This window comes from Candidatus Roseilinea sp. NK_OTU-006 (assembly GCF_012931985.1).
Taxonomy (GTDB): Bacteria; Chloroflexota; Anaerolineae; order J036; family Brachytrichaceae; genus JAAFGM01.
The window spans coordinates 25025-41724 of sequence record NZ_JAAFGM010000024.1 but is presented as its reverse complement, the minus strand read 5'-3'; the positions used below and the strand labels follow the sequence as shown (position 1 = coordinate 41724).

Sequence of the window (16700 nt, the reverse complement as noted above, 5' to 3'; positions counted from 1 at the left end):
CTCTTTTCAGCATTGACTCCAGAAAGCCATGTCGCCTTCGGCGATTGGCTTGGGCGGGCCGCGTCGGCGAGGCGTTGGCACAACATAGATGAGCGGGCGTTCGTCGCCCGACTCGTCGCGCTTGGCCATCGGCAGCACGACGGCGTCGCTGTCGGGCGACCAGATGCGGTGGCTGAGGGCATACTGGTCGAAGAAGGGCAGAAAATAGTTGACGAATGCCTCGACCGGCTCGAATGTGGTGATGAGCCAATGCTCGTCTTGCTCGATGTCTACCACCCAGAGGTTGAACCACAACGCGCGGACTTCGGCGATCTCTTCGGGTTCGGATTCGGCTTCACGGACTGCGTGCTCGGACTCGATTGCTGCGCCATCCCGAAACCCGCCATGGCGTGCGGCTGCGTCTGCATTCGGCAGGATATGGTGTCGGACGTGTTCGGCGATGTGCGCCAGGGTGAAGTAAGCGATGTGGCGGCCGTTTGGCGACCAGAAGAAAGCCAGCACGATGTCGTCGGCGATCAGGGTCGCCTTGCCGGTTGTTGCATCCAACACACGCAGTGGGCCGTAATATGTGCGCGCCGGTGCGGCAGGGCTGATGTAGGCGAGCTGGTCGCGCGTTGGGCTCCAGCTCATCGCGGCGATGCCGTGGTGCGGCACGAGCAGGCGATTGTCCGCGTTGCGACCATCCACGACGAGATGTCGTTCCCCAGCTTGGCTGACTTGACCAAAAGCCCAGAAGCGTCCGCTGCGGGCGATGCCCGGCGCCTGAAACAACCCGGGACGGGCGAGGCTGGCATTGCCGCTGGCGGGGTTGAACGGATCGATGAACTTGAGCTGTGCGCCTTCTTCGCTGGCCGTGCCGGTGTGCAGCAAGATGCGTTTGCCGTCGGCGCTCCAGTCCCAGAAGCACGGTCGGCCGGTTGCGACCAGGCGGCTGGACGTTGGGGCGAAAGGAGAGAACGGCGCATCCGTCACCGGTGCGATGTGTAGCCCGAGTGATTGTTCATCCGGGCGGTTGGTGATAAAGCTCAGGTGATGGCCATCAGGCGACCAGAACACGTAAACTGGCGCTTCATGATCGCTTTCGTAGATCGCATGGGGCGGGGAAGGGTGGGGGGCATCGCCGGCTTGATCCTCGAACACGAACACGCCGGCGCGATCAGGTGCGCCGCCGACCGCGGCGATGCGTCGGCCGTCGGGTGACCATGCCGGGAATTGAAAGTAGCGATTGCCGACGGTGAGCAAGCGGCGATCGCTGCCATCCGGCGAAATGGTCTCCAACTCGCCGTTCGGGTTGATGAACGCAATACGGTTCACACGCTGAGACATGGCTGACTCGGAATGAATGCAATCCTAGCGCAGTCCCCTTGGGGGCACGCCCGGCGTCCTCAAGGCCGCCAGACGAATGTGACCAGCGCGATGATGAGTATGACGCAGATCAGGGTGAGCGGCACGCCCACGCGCGGGTAGTCGCTGGCTTGGTAGCCGCCTGCGCCCATCACGAACGTGTTCACGGGGTGGGCGCTCGGTGTGATGAATGTGAGCGAGCAGCCCAATGCGACGAACATCGCCATCGCGCGCGGGTCGCTGCCGATCGCTTGCGCTGTGCTGATTGCGATCGGCGCGAGCACGACTGCGGTGACCTGGCCGGACATCACCTGTGTGAGCAACATCGTCAGCGTCAGCAGCCCCGCGCCGACTGCGACCGGCCCAAAGCCGGAGAGCAACGCAGTGATGACGCGTCCCAGCTCATCTGCGGCGCCGGTACGCTGCATGGCAATGCTGACGGGCAGCATGCCGGCGATCAGGAACACGGCGCGCCAATCGATTGCGCGATAGGCTTCATCCATTGAAAGGCAGCCGACCAAGACCATGGCCAGTGCGCCCAGCATCGTCGCCAGCGCGATGGGCACGATGTCCAGCGCGGCTGTGGTCAGCGCGGCGATCAGGATGACGACCGCAACTACGGCGCGGTCGGCGCGCACCGGGGACTCTTCGGCCGCCGGCGGCCGCAGCACGAGGAAGTCGGAGTCGCTTTGCAGCAACGAGATGGCTTCGCGCGAGCCGTGCACCAGCATGGCATCGCCGAATTCCAAGGGGAGGGTCGCCAGGTCGGTGCGCACCGAGCGGCCACCATGCCAGAGCGCCAGCACGCTGGCGCCGAACTTCTCTCGGAAGCGTAACTGACGCAGCGTCTGGCCGATGGCGCGTGAACGCGGCGCCGGTATCACTTCGACCAGCGAAACGTCGTCGGAGGTGATCTCACCCTCGAACTGGCTATCCGGCTCGACGATTGCGCCGTATTGCCTGAGTTGTTCGGCGCGTTCGCGGCGGCCGATGACCAGCAACGTGTCGTGGGCGCGGATGATTTCATCCGGCGAAGGGGCGAGCACAGTCTGGCCGTTGCGCAACACGGCCATGACGCTCATGCCGTATTGCTTGCCGATGCCGCTGTCCACGATGCGCTGGTTGACCAAACTTGAGGTGGGCGGAATGCGTATCCGGTTCAGGCGCTGAAAGAGTTCATACGACTCGGTCAGCACATGGCTGTTGGCGCGCGCCGGATCGAGCGCCGTCGGGTCGCGCGTCGGCAGCAGCCGCCGGCCTAGCGTGAGCATGAAGAGTATGCCGGCTAACGTCACCGGCACACCGACCAGTACGAAGTCGAGCAGACCGTAGCCGCGCTGTCCACTGACCGTGAGCGCCTCGGAAACGACGATGTTGGCTGTGGTGAGCAGGGTCGCCATGCCGCCGAGCGCTGTCGCGAACGCCATCGGCATCATGATCTTTGAAGGGATCAACTTGCGACGTTTGACGGCGTCCACTGCGCCCGGCAATAGCACGGCGGCGGCGGCGATGTTGTTCATGAACAGCGAGAGACATGCGCCGCTGCTCATCACCAGCGCAATCATGCCGCGTTCGCCGCCCCGATTGGCCTGGGCTAACACGCGCCCAAATGCGCGCGTGACGCCGGTGCGCTGCAACCCTTGCGCCAGGATGAAGATGCCGATGATGGTAACGACCGCTGAACTGCTGAAGCCGATGAAGACTTCGTTCGGTTCGATGATGCCGGTCAGGCCGAGCGACAACGCGACGCCGATGGCGACCAGGTCCGGTCGCAGGCGATCGGTTAGCATGAGCGCGAACGCAATCGCAAGAATCAGGGTCAGCGCCACAACCGGCGAGATGGACGTTAATACAGGCAAACTGAGGCTATTTGTCCAATTGACCGCCATCGTTGGTTTCCCCGCTCAGGCGCCCTGGGTCATGGTTGCTGCCTGGCCATCGGGTGCTTTGTCCTCCGGCTGATCGCGTTGCTTCAGGAAGATGACTTTGAACGCTTCTGCCGGCGCTAAGCCCTTGCCTTCCTGAAGCGCCCAGTCGCGGATGCGCTGCGCCATCTCGTCGCCGACCTGGCTCTTGTGTTGCAGCAGTGCGCGTACCTTTAGCTCGAGCGTATCGCTGATGTCCACCCATGTGTCCGGGTCGTCAACCCATTGAATCCACACTTCGCGCACGCTGTGCGCCGGGCCGAGTTCGGGATACATCAGCGGCATGGCCGCTATCGGCGCGATAGCATCTAACGTGGCGATGCCGACCGCGCGATGATCGGGATGGTTGATGTACTCCTTGCCGCTGTACATGCGCGTGGGGTCCATGGCAATCACCACCTCAGGCTTGTGCTTGCGAATCATGCGCACGAGGTCTTTGCGCAGCTCAAGCGTGGGCATCACCTCGCCGTCGTTGTAGCGCAGGAACTCGACTTCGTGCACGCCACAGATCTCAGCGGCGGCGCGCTGCTCGCGCTCGCGTATCTCGGCGATCGTCTCGCGGGTGTGCGTGGCATCGTGCGAGCCGCCGTTGCCGCTGGTGACCAGGACGTAGATGATTCGCGCGCCGCGCTTTGCCCACTTAGCACAGGTGCCGGCGCAGCCGAATTCGATGTCGTCGGGATGAGCCGCGATGGCCATCGCCGAGGTCGGGATGAACTCGTCGCGCATACCGCAGCGGCGATTCTACAACTTGCTGCTCTACTTCGTCACGGTCACCTTGCTGACTCCGCGCGACTGATCCGGGTTGTGGCCCAGTTGCAAGGAGAGGTTTAAGGCCAGCAACTGCCCAACGGCGATAAAGGCGATTGGGCTGAGCAAGCTGGATGGCGCATCCACCACCAGCGCGTTGAGCCTGGGATGAGCGGGAAGCGCCGCTGCGGCGGGCGAAGTGGCCAAGCAGAAGATCCGTCCGCCCCGTTCGAGGATGCGCGCGATGACCTGGATCGTCGTCGCTTGTGTCTCGTCGTGATTGAGCAGGATGATGACCGGATACCCTGGCTCGATCAACGCCAGCGGGCCGTGCAGGAAGTCGGCAGCGGAGTATGCGTGCGCGCTGATGAAGCAAGTTTCTTTCAGTTTAAGGGCGATCTCGTGCGCAGCGCCGTATGCGTAGCCGCGCCCGATGACCGCCAAGCGCTTCTCTTTGAAGAGGGAGGGGACCCAGGCGGTGAGCAGCGGTTCCCGCGATAGCGCGTTGCGCACGTAGTGGGGCAGGTGGTGCAGGTGTTGTTTTAGCGCTGCGTTGTCTTGCATCGCAGCAACCAATCCGGCGTAGGCAGCGCACTGTGCCGTGACGGTCTTGGTGGCGGCCAACGCGCGCTCGGGGCCGACGTCGAGGAGGAGCACATGCTCGGCAGCCGCGGTGATGGGGGAGCCAGGCGTGTTGGTGATGGCGAGAGTGAGGGCGCCTTGCCGCTGGCCGGCCTCCAGCACGGCGATCACATCCGCGGCAGCGCCACTTTGCGACACGCCGACGACGAGCGCGCCGGCCAGGCGGGGCGGCGTGTCGTAAAGGGTGAAGAGCGAAGGGGCCGCCAGCGCTGTCGGGATGCGGGCCTGCCCTTCCAGCAGATACTTGCCGTAGATCGAGGCATTATCGCTGCTGCCGCGGGCCGCCAACACGGCAAACGCACAGTTGCGCGCTGCGCGCGCCACAGGCGACAGCACAGCGCTGGCGCGTTCGAGCAAGCGCGCGAGCGCCTCGGGCTGCTCGAAGATCTCGGCGCGCATGTGCGCGCCGGGCGCGTAGGGTTGCGTCATGCGGTCAACTCGGCAATGGTGGTGTGAAGAGGTTGCCGAGGGTCATTCTGCCGGCTCGGCGCGCGCAGGCTGGGCTTGGTTGGCCGGCGGCTGAATGCGTTTGCCGGCCAGGTCATCGCGCGCCGCGCTTTTCATCGGGATACCTAGCCGATAGGACGCTGAGCTGATGGCGTGCGAGACCACCGGCCCGGCCAGGATCAGTAACGCGATCAACACCAGCGCCTTGCTCCCGGCCAGTGGCGTGGCGAACACAGCAGCCACGGTGAGCAACACCACGCCAAATGTCGAGACTTTGCCGGTGGCGTGCATGCGCGAATATACGTCTGGCAGCCGAACCAAACCAATGATGCCGATGATCGAAAAGAACGTGCCGATCAGAATGGCGACGATCGCAATGAGATAGCCGAGGTCTTTCATATGGGAGTGCTGATTAGCTATCCGCGCTAGAACATTTGCCGGTTGGCGATGTAGCGCGCCAAGGCAATTGTGCCGACGTAGCTGATGGCCGATGCGCCGAGCGCTAGATCCATGTAACGCGGATTATCGTTGAGCAGGGCCAGCAGCACGAAGATGGCCAGCACTAACGTTGCAATGACGTCGGCGGCCACGATGCGATCCATCACCGTCTCGCCGCGCCAAACGCGCTGCACGGCGATGAAGATCATCGCCACATGAATCACCAGCGACACAACGGCGACGAGCATGAAGGTCTCTCGCATATTCCATCCTCCAGCTCGGGGTTACTCGAAGATGCGCTGCAACATCGCTCGGCGCTTGCGCTGCGCCTCCTCGGCGCCTGCGGCGCTCGTCACGACATCGAGACAATGCACATACATCACCCCATCGTCGCCGATCTCAACGACCTGTTCTCCGGGCGTGACCGTGATGGCATGTGCGCTGAGCGCAACGCCGAGTTCGCTCTTCATGCCCGCTGGAATGGCGATGATGCCGGGGCGGATGGGCAGCTTGGGATCGAGCACAATGCGCGCCACGCGAATGCCGTTGCGAATAATGTCTACGGCCAGCCAGGCCGTGTATTTGGCCAGGTTGAATAGCGCCGCCGGCAACCGACGCAACGACAGCGACTGGCTCGCCGGCTTCAGGATTGCCGCGATGACCCAGCCGATGAGCAACCCTACGACAAGGTTCGCCAGCTCGAAGTTCGCCGTGACGGCCAGGTAGATCAACCAGCAAATGAGGGTCAGTCTCCAATACGCAAGCATGTGTTCTCCTTTCACTTCAGCCAGCCTGTCCGCTCACCCAGCACGGCCTGCACGTAGGCCTGGGGTTGGCGAATCCACTCGCTGGTGTCCTGGGATAGCTGCAATAGCGGCTGCGCCCAAACGCCTAACGCGATGCACGTAGCAATCATTAAGCTCGGTGCCAGCAGGCTATCGCCCGAGGACTTCACTTTACCCACCGGCACATCGGGCTTGAAAGGTTCCCACCAAATCTTCATCAACGCGCGGAAGACATAGACCAGCGTGATGATGCTGGAGAGACCAAGCAGCAGGAGGGGGACCCAGTAAGTGAGTGTCCCATTCACGCTGCCGCTTTGCGCGGCTTGTATGCCGCTCTGAAAAAGCGTCAGTTTGCTGATGAAGCCGTTGGTCGGCGGGATGCCGGCCAACGCCATGCCGCCGACGAAGAACAGCACGCCGGCCAGCGGTGCATATTTGCCCGTGCCACGCAGGACGCCGAACGACGCCGTCTTCACCGGTGCGCGGCTGGCCAGATAGCCGCTCAGCATCAGCAGGGTGCTCTTGATCAGCGCATGGTTGAAGGTGAACACGATCGCTGCGGTCAGCGAAAGCGGCGTGCCCCAGCCCACGCCGACGTGGATGAAGCCGATCTGCGCCAGCGTCGAATAGGCGAACATGCGCTTAGCATTGTGTGTGCCGGCTGCGCCTAACCCGCCGAACACAATGCCCACAATGCCCAGCGCGATGAGCAACGTGCGAAGCCAATCGGCATGCGGCATCAGCAACGTGGTCAGGCGCAGGAAGCCATACACGCCGATCTTCACTACGACCGACGATAGCATGGCCGAGACCGGCGTGGGTGAGGCCGTATGGAAATCGGGTTGCCAAAAGTGAAAGGGCACCACCGCGCTTTTGATCATGAACGTGACGGCCAGGAAGACGATGGCGGCCGGCAACAGCGCCGGCGTCTGGTCGGCGGCGATGCGCGCTGCCAAGTCGGCCATGTTCAGCGTGCCGTAGCTCATATATAGGCAGCCGACGCCGAACAGCAGACAGAACGAGGCCACGGTGCTGATCAGGAAGTACTTATAGGCCGCCTCGGGGCCGTAGCGGTCGTCGCTCATGGCGGTGAGCACCGTGCCGCTGATCACGATCAGCTCGACCATGACGAACAGGTTGAAGACGTCGCCGGTGAGCATGCCGCCGGTGAGACCGGTGACCAGGCACAGGAAGAGCGGGTAGAACGTGGAATGGTGCACCGCCTTGTCCTTAGCCCCGAGCGCGTAGATGAAGCCGAACACGAACACGAGCTGAACCATCACAGCCATAGTGGCCGAGAGCAAGTCGGCCGTGATGCTGATGCCGAACGGCGCCGGCCAGCGCCCCATTTGATACACGACCGGCCGGCCGGTGGACCACACCGTCCACAACAGATAAGCGCTCGCCCCAAACGCGGTGAGCATCGCGCCGAAGGCCCAGGCTGCTTGTAGCCGAAAGTTGCGCCGCAACAGCAACGCAATTGCCGCAGCGGTGAGCGGGATGATGATGGGCAAGATGGCCAGTAAGGACGGCATCATAGTGGATCATTCATCTCACATGCTCTCATCTCGATCGCGCTGCTCTCCCGGAAGAGACCGATCAATGGCTTAGCCCCTTCACCTCATCGCTGTCTCCTGTGCGGTAGCGCGCCGCGATGACATATAGCAGGGCGAGCACGAAGGCGAAGCCACCGAGGCTGATGACAATGGCCGTGAGGATAAGCGCCTGTGGCAGTGCGTCGCTGCGCTGGCCGACCGCCTTCGCATATGCCTCGACCACACCGTCGTAGGCGCCGATAGAAAGCAAAAACAAGTTCACCGCATTCGAGATGATGACCAAGCCGATGGCCGAACGAATGACGTTGCGGCGCAACAACTGATACAGCCCGATGCCGAACAGCGCGCCGATCGAAAGCGCTTTGATGATTTCCATAGCTCAACAGGTGATTGGTAATCTGGTCACAGGCTCACTCCAGATCACGCTCCGGATGGCCTAGCGTGTCAATGATGAAGATGGCCGCGCCGAGAACAACCAGACAGATGGCGACTTCGAACAGGAACGACGTGCTAACGTAGAAGCCCTTGGGTAAAGGCAACCCCAGCGCCGCGCCGAAGTCGAAGGGTGAGAAGAATCCGCCGCCTAGGAACACCGGCGCGATCGAGCCGGCCATCACCGTGAGGATGCCGGCGCCGATCAGCAGCCCGGGCCGAAGGAAGCGCAGGCGACTCCTGGTCTCGTCATAGCCGAAGACGACGTACCAGAAGCCCACGCCCAGACTGAGCGTGACACCGGCGGTGAAGCCATCGCCTGGCTGATCGTGGCCGTAGATTGTCTGCACGATTGCTAGCACGAATGACAGCGGCAGCGCGATGTAGGCGAGCGCATGGATGAAGGGCGACGTGCGCACACCATCAATGCCGGTGATCGTGGGCGGCAGCGGCCGTTGCAACAAAGCGGCGAGATCCGGCTCGATTTCGCCTTCCGTCGGTAGGCCCGCCGTTTCGCGCTTCTTCATCGCGTAGCGCAGCAGCGAGAACACGCCGATGCCGGCCATGCTGAATACGGTGATCTCGATCATCGTGTCGAAGCCGCGGAAGTCCACCACAATTGCGCCGACGATGTCGGCGGCGCCGGTGAGTGGCTTGGCGTTTTGCTCGTAGTAGGGCGTGACCAGCGACGTGCGCGGGCGCGAAGCGAAGGCGTAGAGGCACAGCACCGTCACCATCGCGCCGCCGGCGACGGCAAGCAGCACGTTGCGCGTCTGGGCACCAGCGCCGTTCAGCCCCTCGGCCCGCTTGCGCTGCGCACGCGGCAGCCGCGAGAGCGCTAGCACCAGCACCACCAGCGTCAGCACATCCACCACAGCCTGCACCAGCGCCACATCCGGCGACGGTTCCAGCGCAATGACCACGGCGACGGCCAACCCCGACGAACCGAGCGCGATGATGGCCAACAAGTCGCGCCGGATGATGATGGATACGAACGACGCGGCCACGGCCAGCAACAAGCTGAAGGCGCGCAGCGCGGTCTGGACGCTGAGCGGCTCGTCGAACAGGCGTCGGCTCAGATCGGGCAGCGCCACGCCATCGAACACGCGCCATAGCTCGCCGAAGACGATCACCAGCGCGAACAACGTCGTGAGGATCACTGCCAAATAGATGCGGATGCGCCCGCCCTGCGTGCGCGTGACGACCTCGGCTGCACGATCCAGACCACGTAGCACCCCGTCATAGATCAGATTCATATTCAGCGCCGGCACGCTTGGGATGCCGCGGATCGGGCTGCGCAGGGTGAACAGGACGACGCCCAGCGCAATCGCGATGCCGCTCAGGATCAGCGGCAGGTTGACGCCGTGGAACAACTCCAGCGATACCTTGACCTTCGCGCCATAGGCCGCTGTCGCTGTGCTGGCCAGCAGACTGGCGATTGTTTCCGGCTGCAGCACGCCGATGACCAGCGATAGCCCGGCCAGGATCGCCGGGCCGAGCAACATGCCGGCCGGCGCTTCGTGCGCGTGCAAGTTGGGCATGTCGCGCGTGTCATCAGAGCCGAGGCGCGAAGCCGGCCACCCTGTCCCCGGCTTGGTCACGAATGCATCCAGCGTCAAACTGGCGGCCTGCGCCAGCATCAGCGCGCCGGTGAGCACGGTGATTCCGGGCAGCACGATGCGTATCAGGCGCGGCAGCACGTCTTCCAGCTCCGCAGCCAGGAGCGTCTCTTTGGCCAGGAAACCGAACAGCGGCGGCAGCCCGGCCATGGAGAGCGCGGCGATGCTGCAAACGACGAACGTCCAGGGCATGACGCGCCAGAGATGCCCCAGCCGGCGCAGGTCGCGCACGCCGGTCCCGTGATCCACGATGCCGGCGATCATGAACAGCGCGCCCTTGTAGAGCGCGTGCGCCAAGACGCCGATTGCCAATGCCTTGAAGGCCGATGGCGATTCTTTGCCGATCAACATCATCAGCACGCCGAGCTGGCTGACGGTGGAGTAGGCCAGCATGCTCTTCAGATCGCTCTGGCGCAGGCCGCTGATCGCGCCCAGCAGCATGGTGGCACCGCCGGTCACGATCAGCAGCCAGAACCACATCGGCGTGTTCCCCAGCGCCGGGTACAGGCGCGCCATCAGGTAGATGCCAGCCTTGACCATCGTGGCCGAGTGCAAGTAGGCGCTGGCCGGCGTCGGCGCCGTCATCGCCTTGGGCAGCCAGAAGTGGAAGGGTGCCTGCACGCTCTTGGTGAACGCGCCGAAGGCGATCAGCCCCAGCATGACGGGATACCACGCATCGTTGCGCAAGGCGTCGCCGCTGCGCAGAATCGTCGCCAGGTCGGTGCTGCCGCTGATAGCCGAGGCAAACAGCAGCCCGGCCAGCAGGGCGATGCCGCCGCCGCCGGTGACAAACAGCGCCTTAAACGCGCCGCTGCGCGCTTCTTCATCCTTGGTCTTGTAGGCGATCAGCAAAAACGACGTGATGCTGGTGCCCTCCCAGAACACGAACAGCGTGATCACATCGCCGGCCAGCACCAGCCCCAACATGCTGGTCATGAACAAGAGGACGTAGAGGAAGAAGCGCGCGTCGGTATTCGAGAACCGGGAGTGGGGCGTTGTGCGCGATTGCGGCCCCCCATTCTCCCCTCCCGGCTTTTCGTCTCCGTGCTTCGGCGCGAAGTAGTAGCCCGCATACACCACCACTAGCGCACCGATGCCCGACACCAATAGCGCGAACAACAGGCTGAGGCCGTCCAACAACAGCGAAAAGTGCAGGCCCAACGATGGAATCCACACCACAGACCAACTCAGCGTTTGGCCGGCCAACACCGCCGGCGACTGTGCAAGCAGCGCAACGAACACAATCGCCGGCGCAATCGCCAACAGCCAGCCCATCACGCGGGTGGGAATGCGATGCCCGAGCGCCGATGCCGTGAACACTCCGGCGACCGACGCACCAACGGCACAGGCGATGAGTGAGATCACAAGCGCATCGTTCATCGGCGGGAACTGGGCAAGAGAACGGGCGACCTTCAAGGCTGTGTCGCCACCCTTCGCCGGCGCGCCCGGAATTCCCGATAGACTGTGACCGCCAGCGTGATCACCGTGAGCGGAATGACGAACAGCAGCATCACGTTGCTGAACGCCGGCAGGGCGTCATGCTGTGTGGCGGCGAGGATGAGATAGGCGAGGTAGGCCGCGTAGTAGGCGACGAACATCGCCCCCTCCCAACGCGAGATTTCGTAGCCCGTGAAGAACACCGGCAGGCACGCGAGGGCGACGGCCAGCATCACCCATACGTCGAAGTTGAGCGCCGCCGGCGCAACGGAGATGCCGGATGGCGACACGATGCCGGTCAGCGCCAGCACGGACAACAGGTTGAAAATGTTGCTGCCGACGGCGTTGCCGACGGCGATGTCGCGCTCGCCCTTGATCGCAGCGACGAGCGACGTGGCGACCTCCGGCAGCGATGTGCCGGCCGAGACGATCGTCAACCCGATCACCAACTCGCTCACGCCGACCGCGCGCGCGATGGCCACCGCGCCGTTCACCAGCCAGCGCGAGCCGATCACGAGCATGACCAAGCCAATCCCGACGAATGTGAGGTTGAGCACGACCTGCGCCGGCCCGCGGGGACGTTCGCCGAACTCTTGCTCATACTCTTGTTGAACCGCAACGTTGGTCTCGCGCCGGCTCTGCACAAACAGGAACGCCGTGTAGATCACCAGTCCGGCGAACAGCAAGACTCCCTCCAGGCGACCGATTTTCAGGTCTTGTGCAAGCAGCGTGGCCAGCACCGTCACGCCGATCATGACCGGCACGTCGAGCCGCACCAGTTGCTGCGACACGACCAACGGCGTGATCAGCGCCGAAAGCCCAATGATGACCAGGATGTTGAAGATGTTGCTGCCGACGACGTTGCCGAAGGCGATGTCGGCTTGTCCGGCCAGCGCCGACTGAACGCTCACGGCCAGCTCCGGCGAGCTGGTGCCGAACGCGACCACCGTGAGGCCGATCACCAACGGTGAGACGCCGGCCGCGGCCGCCAGCCGCGCCGCACCGCGCACCAGCAACTCGGCGCCGACGATTAGCAATCCCAATCCGGCGACGAACAGGATCAAAGTCAATAAGTCCACTTACTTCACTCCTCAGTCCAACTGGATTCAAACCGGCGTGGCAGGCAGCCGCCGGCGTGCGCGAATCTCCTGAAACACGGTGACGATCAGCGTCAGCACGGTGAGCGGCGCTACGAACAGCAACATCGCGTCGCTCAAGATAGACAGCGCTGCGTTTCCGGTCGCATCAAGTATCAGGTATGCCGTGTAGGCCGCGTAATACAACAGAAAGAGCGCGCCTTCCCAACGGGCGATCTTCAGGCCGGTGAAAAAGATCGGCAGGCAAGCGATGGCGACTGCGATCATCACCCAGATGTCGAAGCGGAGCACCGAAGGGGATACCGACAGACCCTGCGGCGCGACGAGGCCGGCCATCCCCAACACCGCCAGGAGGTTGAAGATGTTGCTGCCCACCACGTTGCCCACGGCAATGTCACGCTCCCCCTTGATGGCAGCGATGATTGAGGTCGCTACTTCGGGAAGCGACGTGCCGGCCGCTACAATCGTCAGGCCGATGACTACTTCGCCAACGCCGACGGCGCGAGCGATGGTCACCGCGCCATCTACCAGCCAGCGTGAGCCAACCACCAACGCAGCCAGGCCAACCACGACGAAGCCCAGGTTGAGCAACACGCCGCCAACGCCCTTGGGCTTTTCACCGAACTCTTGCTCGTACTCCGCCTGCACTTGCTCGTTTCTCTCTTTGCGACTTTGAATGACGAGAAAGGTGGTGTATGCGACGATGCCGGCAAACAACACAGCGCCTTCCAGCCGGTTGAGCACCCCATCGGCGATGAAAACCAGCGTCAGCACCGACGTGCCGATCATGATCGGCACGTCCAGGCGCACCAGTTGCTGCGAGACGACGAGCGGCGCGATCAACGCCGACGCGCCGAGGATGAACAGCACGTTGAAGATGTTGCTGCCCACCACGTTGCCTACGGAGATGTCGGCGCTGCCGTTCAACGCCGAGATAGTGCTGACCGCCATCTCCGGTGCGCTGGTGCCGAACGCCACGACCGTCAAGCCGATAACGAGCGGCGAGATGCCGATCGCCGCTGCCAGGCGGGATGCGCCGCGCACCAGCAACTCGGCGCCGGCGATCAGCAGGGCCAAACCGGCGACGAACAGGATCAAAGTGAAAAAGTTCAAGGTGTCACTCCTGTCAAACGCAACCAAAACACAACGAGACCGCCCTGGTGTCGTTCATCGGTGGTGATTTCCCGCGTCGAAGGCGCTGACAACCATCAGGGGCTGATGGACTCGTATTGACCGCTTGCTCTCAACCGAGCGCGAAACATACTAAAAGGCGCCGCGGCTGTCAAGGGATACGCGCTTCCGCTTCCGATGAATTAGACCGATGGATCTTTGCGCTCCGGTGGCGCTGCTGTGCAGCCGGGCAGCGTGCTGAAGCAACCGGCGGCATGGATTACAACCAATGGAGTGCAAAAGGCTCAGCAGCTCGCCGGATAGCCGGTCGGTCAGAGCAGGGCAGTCCAGATCAGCTCGTCGCTTGCCAGTCTTGCCGCTGAGGTTGCTGGGGGCGGCCTCGTCTCCATCTCAACCGCCGCATCACTGGGTTCGCCCCGGTTTGCAGTTGGTCAATTGCGTTGAGCAAGAAGAAGCCAATCGTTGCAATAATCAACGCCAGCCAAAACTCCGGCGCTGCGATGTTGGGAAGGACGTTCTGCTCAACGATGGGGATGGCTTTGCCGTGGCGATCCAGCGCTGTCTCGACTACTTCCTTCCACGGCCAAATTTTGCGCAGCGAGCCGACCATGAATCCCATCAGCGCAGCTACAGCGATGTCGTGATAGTTTCGCATCACCCAGCTCAACAGGCGCACAAAGCCGGCCAGGCCTACCGCTGCGCCCAGCGCGACCGGAAAGATGGGCAGGGGGTTCAACTCGGCCACAGCGTCCAGCACGTAAGCGTATTGCCCCAGGATAAGCAGGATGAACGACCCGGAGATGCCAGGAAGGATCATCGCCATTATCGCGACCGCCCCGCTGAAGAAGAGCGTGATCGGGTCGTGCGGCATTTTCAGCGGCACTAGCCCCACGATGAAGTAGGCCGCGATTGCGCCGACGACCAGCGCCGCTGTTGTGCCGCGCGACCATTTGACGGTCGCGCCTACCGTGAGGATCGAGGCGACGATGAGTCCGAAGAAGAACGCAAAGAGATAGACCGTTTGATACTCGAGCAGGTAGCGCATCACCTGTGCCATGCTGATCACGGCTGCGCCGATGCCGGCGCCCAGCGGGATGAGGAAGCCCCACGGGATGGAACTCAGCGCTGCGCCCCAGCGCCTCTGGCCGACCAGGCGTAGCATATTGAGGTCGAATGCCTTGATGGCGGATAGCAGGTGCTCATAGATGCCCATGATGAAGGCCATCGTGCCGCCGGATACGCCGGGGATCAGGTCAGCGATGCCCATCACAATGCCGGTGAGGAAGAGCCGGAACGCCGAAAATGGCCGCGTCGGAGTGTTTGGTTTTTGCATGGCGCGAGCTTTGCGGTTGACAAAATGATTTCGAGCTACAGCATACCACCTCAACGGCCCGGTTCATTCTGTGAATCCGGTCAACTGTGCCAGCGTGCGGCGCAAGTCCTCACTCGTTGTGAAGCGTATGCTGCGTAGGCCCAACGCCTGCGCGGCGGCCACATTTTCCGCCGTATCGTCCACGAAGATACTCTCCTCGGGACGCGCGCCTAGCCGTGCCAGTGCGCGCCGGAATATCTCCGGGTCGGGCTTCTTCACGCCCTCTTCGCCGCTGAACACGAGCACGTCGAATAGGTCGCGGTTGAGCTTATCGGCGAACATCTGTCGGGCGTCGGGCATGGCGTTGCTGATCAAGCCGGTCTTGTAGCGCCGATGCAGCGATCGGATCAGTGCCAATAGCGACTCGTCGAACGTGTCGCCGCGCCAGAAGTCTGCCTGAAGTTGGCGCAGTGTGTCGGCGTCGAGGCCAAGCGTTGCGGCGACGTGCGCCCAAGCGTCGTCCGTTGTTGCCCGGCCGATTTGGGCGGCTTGCCCGACCGGGCTGTTGAAGAAGAGGTCCTGCAGCGCCCAGTCGGGCATACCGAAGCGCCGTTCCCACTTGCGGCGTGGCGCGAGGTCGCTCGTGCGCATCAACACGCCGCCTAAATCGAAGAATATGGCGGTGATCGGCAGCGACGCGGGTTCCACCAAGATATTTCGCATAGGCAGTTATTCTGTCAGTATACTTATCGGATACTAGCAGCAGAACAGCCAGCAACTAATTGATCCAGCTCATCTTTGCTAAATGGAGCAAGATCACCGAGCAAAGTAAGCTTAAGCGCACTCATAGCATGGGCATAGTGAAGAGATGCCTCTAGAGAGAGACCCCAGACACGCGCAGCCATAAAGCCAGCATCAAAAGCATCGCCAGCACCGATACGATCCACAATCTGCGGCACCTTAAAAGGCTGAGGAACCTCAACCTGATGCGACTCCGTCTGAGCAATCGCGCCCGCCTCAGCGAGAGTCATCACCAAGACATCACATCCAAAGCGAAGGCGCAGCACCTCAGCAGCCCGGCGCGGCGCTTCCGGCGCAGCGAACAAGGTCATAGCATCGCGGTGCGCCACAAAGACGTAGTGACACAGAGGCATCAGCGGCTCCAGTACACGCCCGGCCTCTTGCGCAGACCACAACAACGCTCGATAGTTCACATCGAAGGAGACAATCAGGCCATGGTCGCGCGCGAAGCGCATCACATCGGCCGTCATAGCTCGGCATGATGCGCTCAGCGCCGGCGTGATGCCGGTCATGTGAAGCCAGCGCGCCTGCGTGATGCGATCAAAGTCCACATCGGCGCTCGTCATCTGGCTGGCAGCAGAGCCGGCGCGGTCGTAGATCACCCGATTAGGCCGCGGCGGCGTCGCCAGCTCGATGAAGTACACCCCAACGCGTCCGCCGGGGACAAAGCGCACGCCCGATGTGTCCACTCCATGCGAGGCGATCTGTGAAACAACCCGGCGGCCTAGAGGGTTATCCGGCATGCGCGAGAGCCAAGCGGTCTTGAAGCCCAGCCAGGCCAAGTTAATAGCCACGTTAGATTCCGCGCCGCCGATCTGAAAGTCGAACGATTGAGCCTGGGCAATGCGCTGAAAGCCCGGCGGCGATAGGCGCACCATCGTCTCGCCGAGCGTGATGAAGTCAAATTGTTCCGGCATGTACTGAGTTTAAGCGGAGGGTAGGGGAGAGCGCAAAATGGGTCGAACAGCCTGGGTCAGACCGCTT

General features: G+C 62.8%; 15 protein-coding genes. All 15 read right to left on the bottom strand.

Annotated elements, in window-relative coordinates:
• Positions 1–6: 6 nt before the first annotated feature.
• The 15 genes from GXH28_RS11820 to GXH28_RS11750 all read right to left on the bottom strand — a co-directional run bounded on the left by GXH28_RS11820 (position 7) and on the right by GXH28_RS11750 (position 16633).
• Positions 7–1326, bottom strand: coding sequence for a TolB family protein (locus GXH28_RS11820; protein WP_169239234.1), 1320 nt, complete (start codon positions 1324–1326; stop codon positions 7–9).
• A 59-nt stretch (positions 1327–1385) separates the two neighbouring features.
• Positions 1386–3134 (bottom strand): SLC13 family permease, encoded by a 1749-nt coding sequence (locus GXH28_RS11815; RefSeq protein WP_169239233.1) that lies wholly within the window; start codon positions 3132–3134, stop codon positions 1386–1388.
• A 114-nt stretch (positions 3135–3248) separates the two neighbouring features.
• The gene (locus tag GXH28_RS11810; RefSeq protein ID WP_240550367.1) at positions 3249–3998 is read right to left on the bottom strand and encodes a PIG-L deacetylase family protein; all 750 of its coding nucleotides are present in this window, start codon (positions 3996–3998) and stop codon (positions 3249–3251) included.
• 30 nt (positions 3999–4028) lie between these two features.
• On the bottom strand, positions 4029–5090 hold the full coding sequence (locus GXH28_RS11805; protein ID WP_169239232.1) for an SIS domain-containing protein: 1062 nt from the start codon (positions 5088–5090) through the stop codon (positions 4029–4031).
• 42 nt (positions 5091–5132) lie between these two features.
• Entirely contained in the window at positions 5133–5507 is a 375-nt protein-coding gene (gene mnhG, locus GXH28_RS11800; RefSeq protein WP_169239231.1) for a monovalent cation/H(+) antiporter subunit G, read from the bottom strand.
• A 26-nt stretch (positions 5508–5533) separates the two neighbouring features.
• Positions 5534–5809, bottom strand: a complete 276-nt coding sequence (locus GXH28_RS11795; protein WP_169239230.1) for a monovalent cation/H+ antiporter complex subunit F — start codon at positions 5807–5809, stop codon at positions 5534–5536.
• A 21-nt stretch (positions 5810–5830) separates the two neighbouring features.
• Positions 5831–6313 (bottom strand): Na+/H+ antiporter subunit E, encoded by a 483-nt coding sequence (locus GXH28_RS11790; protein ID WP_169239229.1) that lies wholly within the window; start codon positions 6311–6313, stop codon positions 5831–5833.
• 11 nt (positions 6314–6324) lie between these two features.
• Positions 6325–7869: a complex I subunit 5 family protein gene (locus tag GXH28_RS11785; protein WP_169239228.1), complete on the bottom strand. Its 1545-nt coding sequence runs from the start codon at positions 7867–7869 to the stop codon at positions 6325–6327.
• A gap of 61 nt (positions 7870–7930) precedes the next feature.
• Complete coding sequence (locus tag GXH28_RS11780; protein ID WP_169239227.1) at positions 7931–8263, bottom strand: sodium:proton antiporter; 333 nt, start codon at positions 8261–8263, stop codon at positions 7931–7933.
• A 34-nt stretch (positions 8264–8297) separates the two neighbouring features.
• Positions 8298–11318: a hydrogen gas-evolving membrane-bound hydrogenase subunit E gene (mbhE, locus tag GXH28_RS11775; protein WP_169239226.1), complete on the bottom strand. Its 3021-nt coding sequence runs from the start codon at positions 11316–11318 to the stop codon at positions 8298–8300.
• 32 nt (positions 11319–11350) lie between these two features.
• Positions 11351–12454 carry a calcium/sodium antiporter gene (locus tag GXH28_RS11770; protein ID WP_169239225.1) on the bottom strand — a complete coding sequence of 368 codons (1104 nt, stop codon included), beginning with the start codon at positions 12452–12454 and terminating at the stop codon, positions 11351–11353.
• Positions 12455–12481: 27 nt separating this feature from the next.
• A complete protein-coding gene (locus tag GXH28_RS11765; protein ID WP_169239224.1) occupies positions 12482–13585 on the bottom strand; it encodes a calcium/sodium antiporter in 1104 nt (367 codons plus the stop codon).
• 349 nt (positions 13586–13934) lie between these two features.
• On the bottom strand, positions 13935–14936 hold the full coding sequence (locus GXH28_RS11760) for a DUF368 domain-containing protein (RefSeq protein ID WP_169239223.1): 1002 nt from the start codon (positions 14934–14936) through the stop codon (positions 13935–13937).
• 63 nt (positions 14937–14999) lie between these two features.
• Positions 15000–15638 carry an HAD family hydrolase gene (locus tag GXH28_RS11755; protein WP_169239222.1) on the bottom strand — a complete coding sequence of 213 codons (639 nt, stop codon included), beginning with the start codon at positions 15636–15638 and terminating at the stop codon, positions 15000–15002.
• Between the two features lie 23 nt (positions 15639–15661).
• Positions 15662–16633 (bottom strand): sugar kinase, encoded by a 972-nt coding sequence (locus GXH28_RS11750; RefSeq protein ID WP_169239221.1) that lies wholly within the window; start codon positions 16631–16633, stop codon positions 15662–15664.
• Positions 16634–16700: the final 67 nt, after the last annotated feature.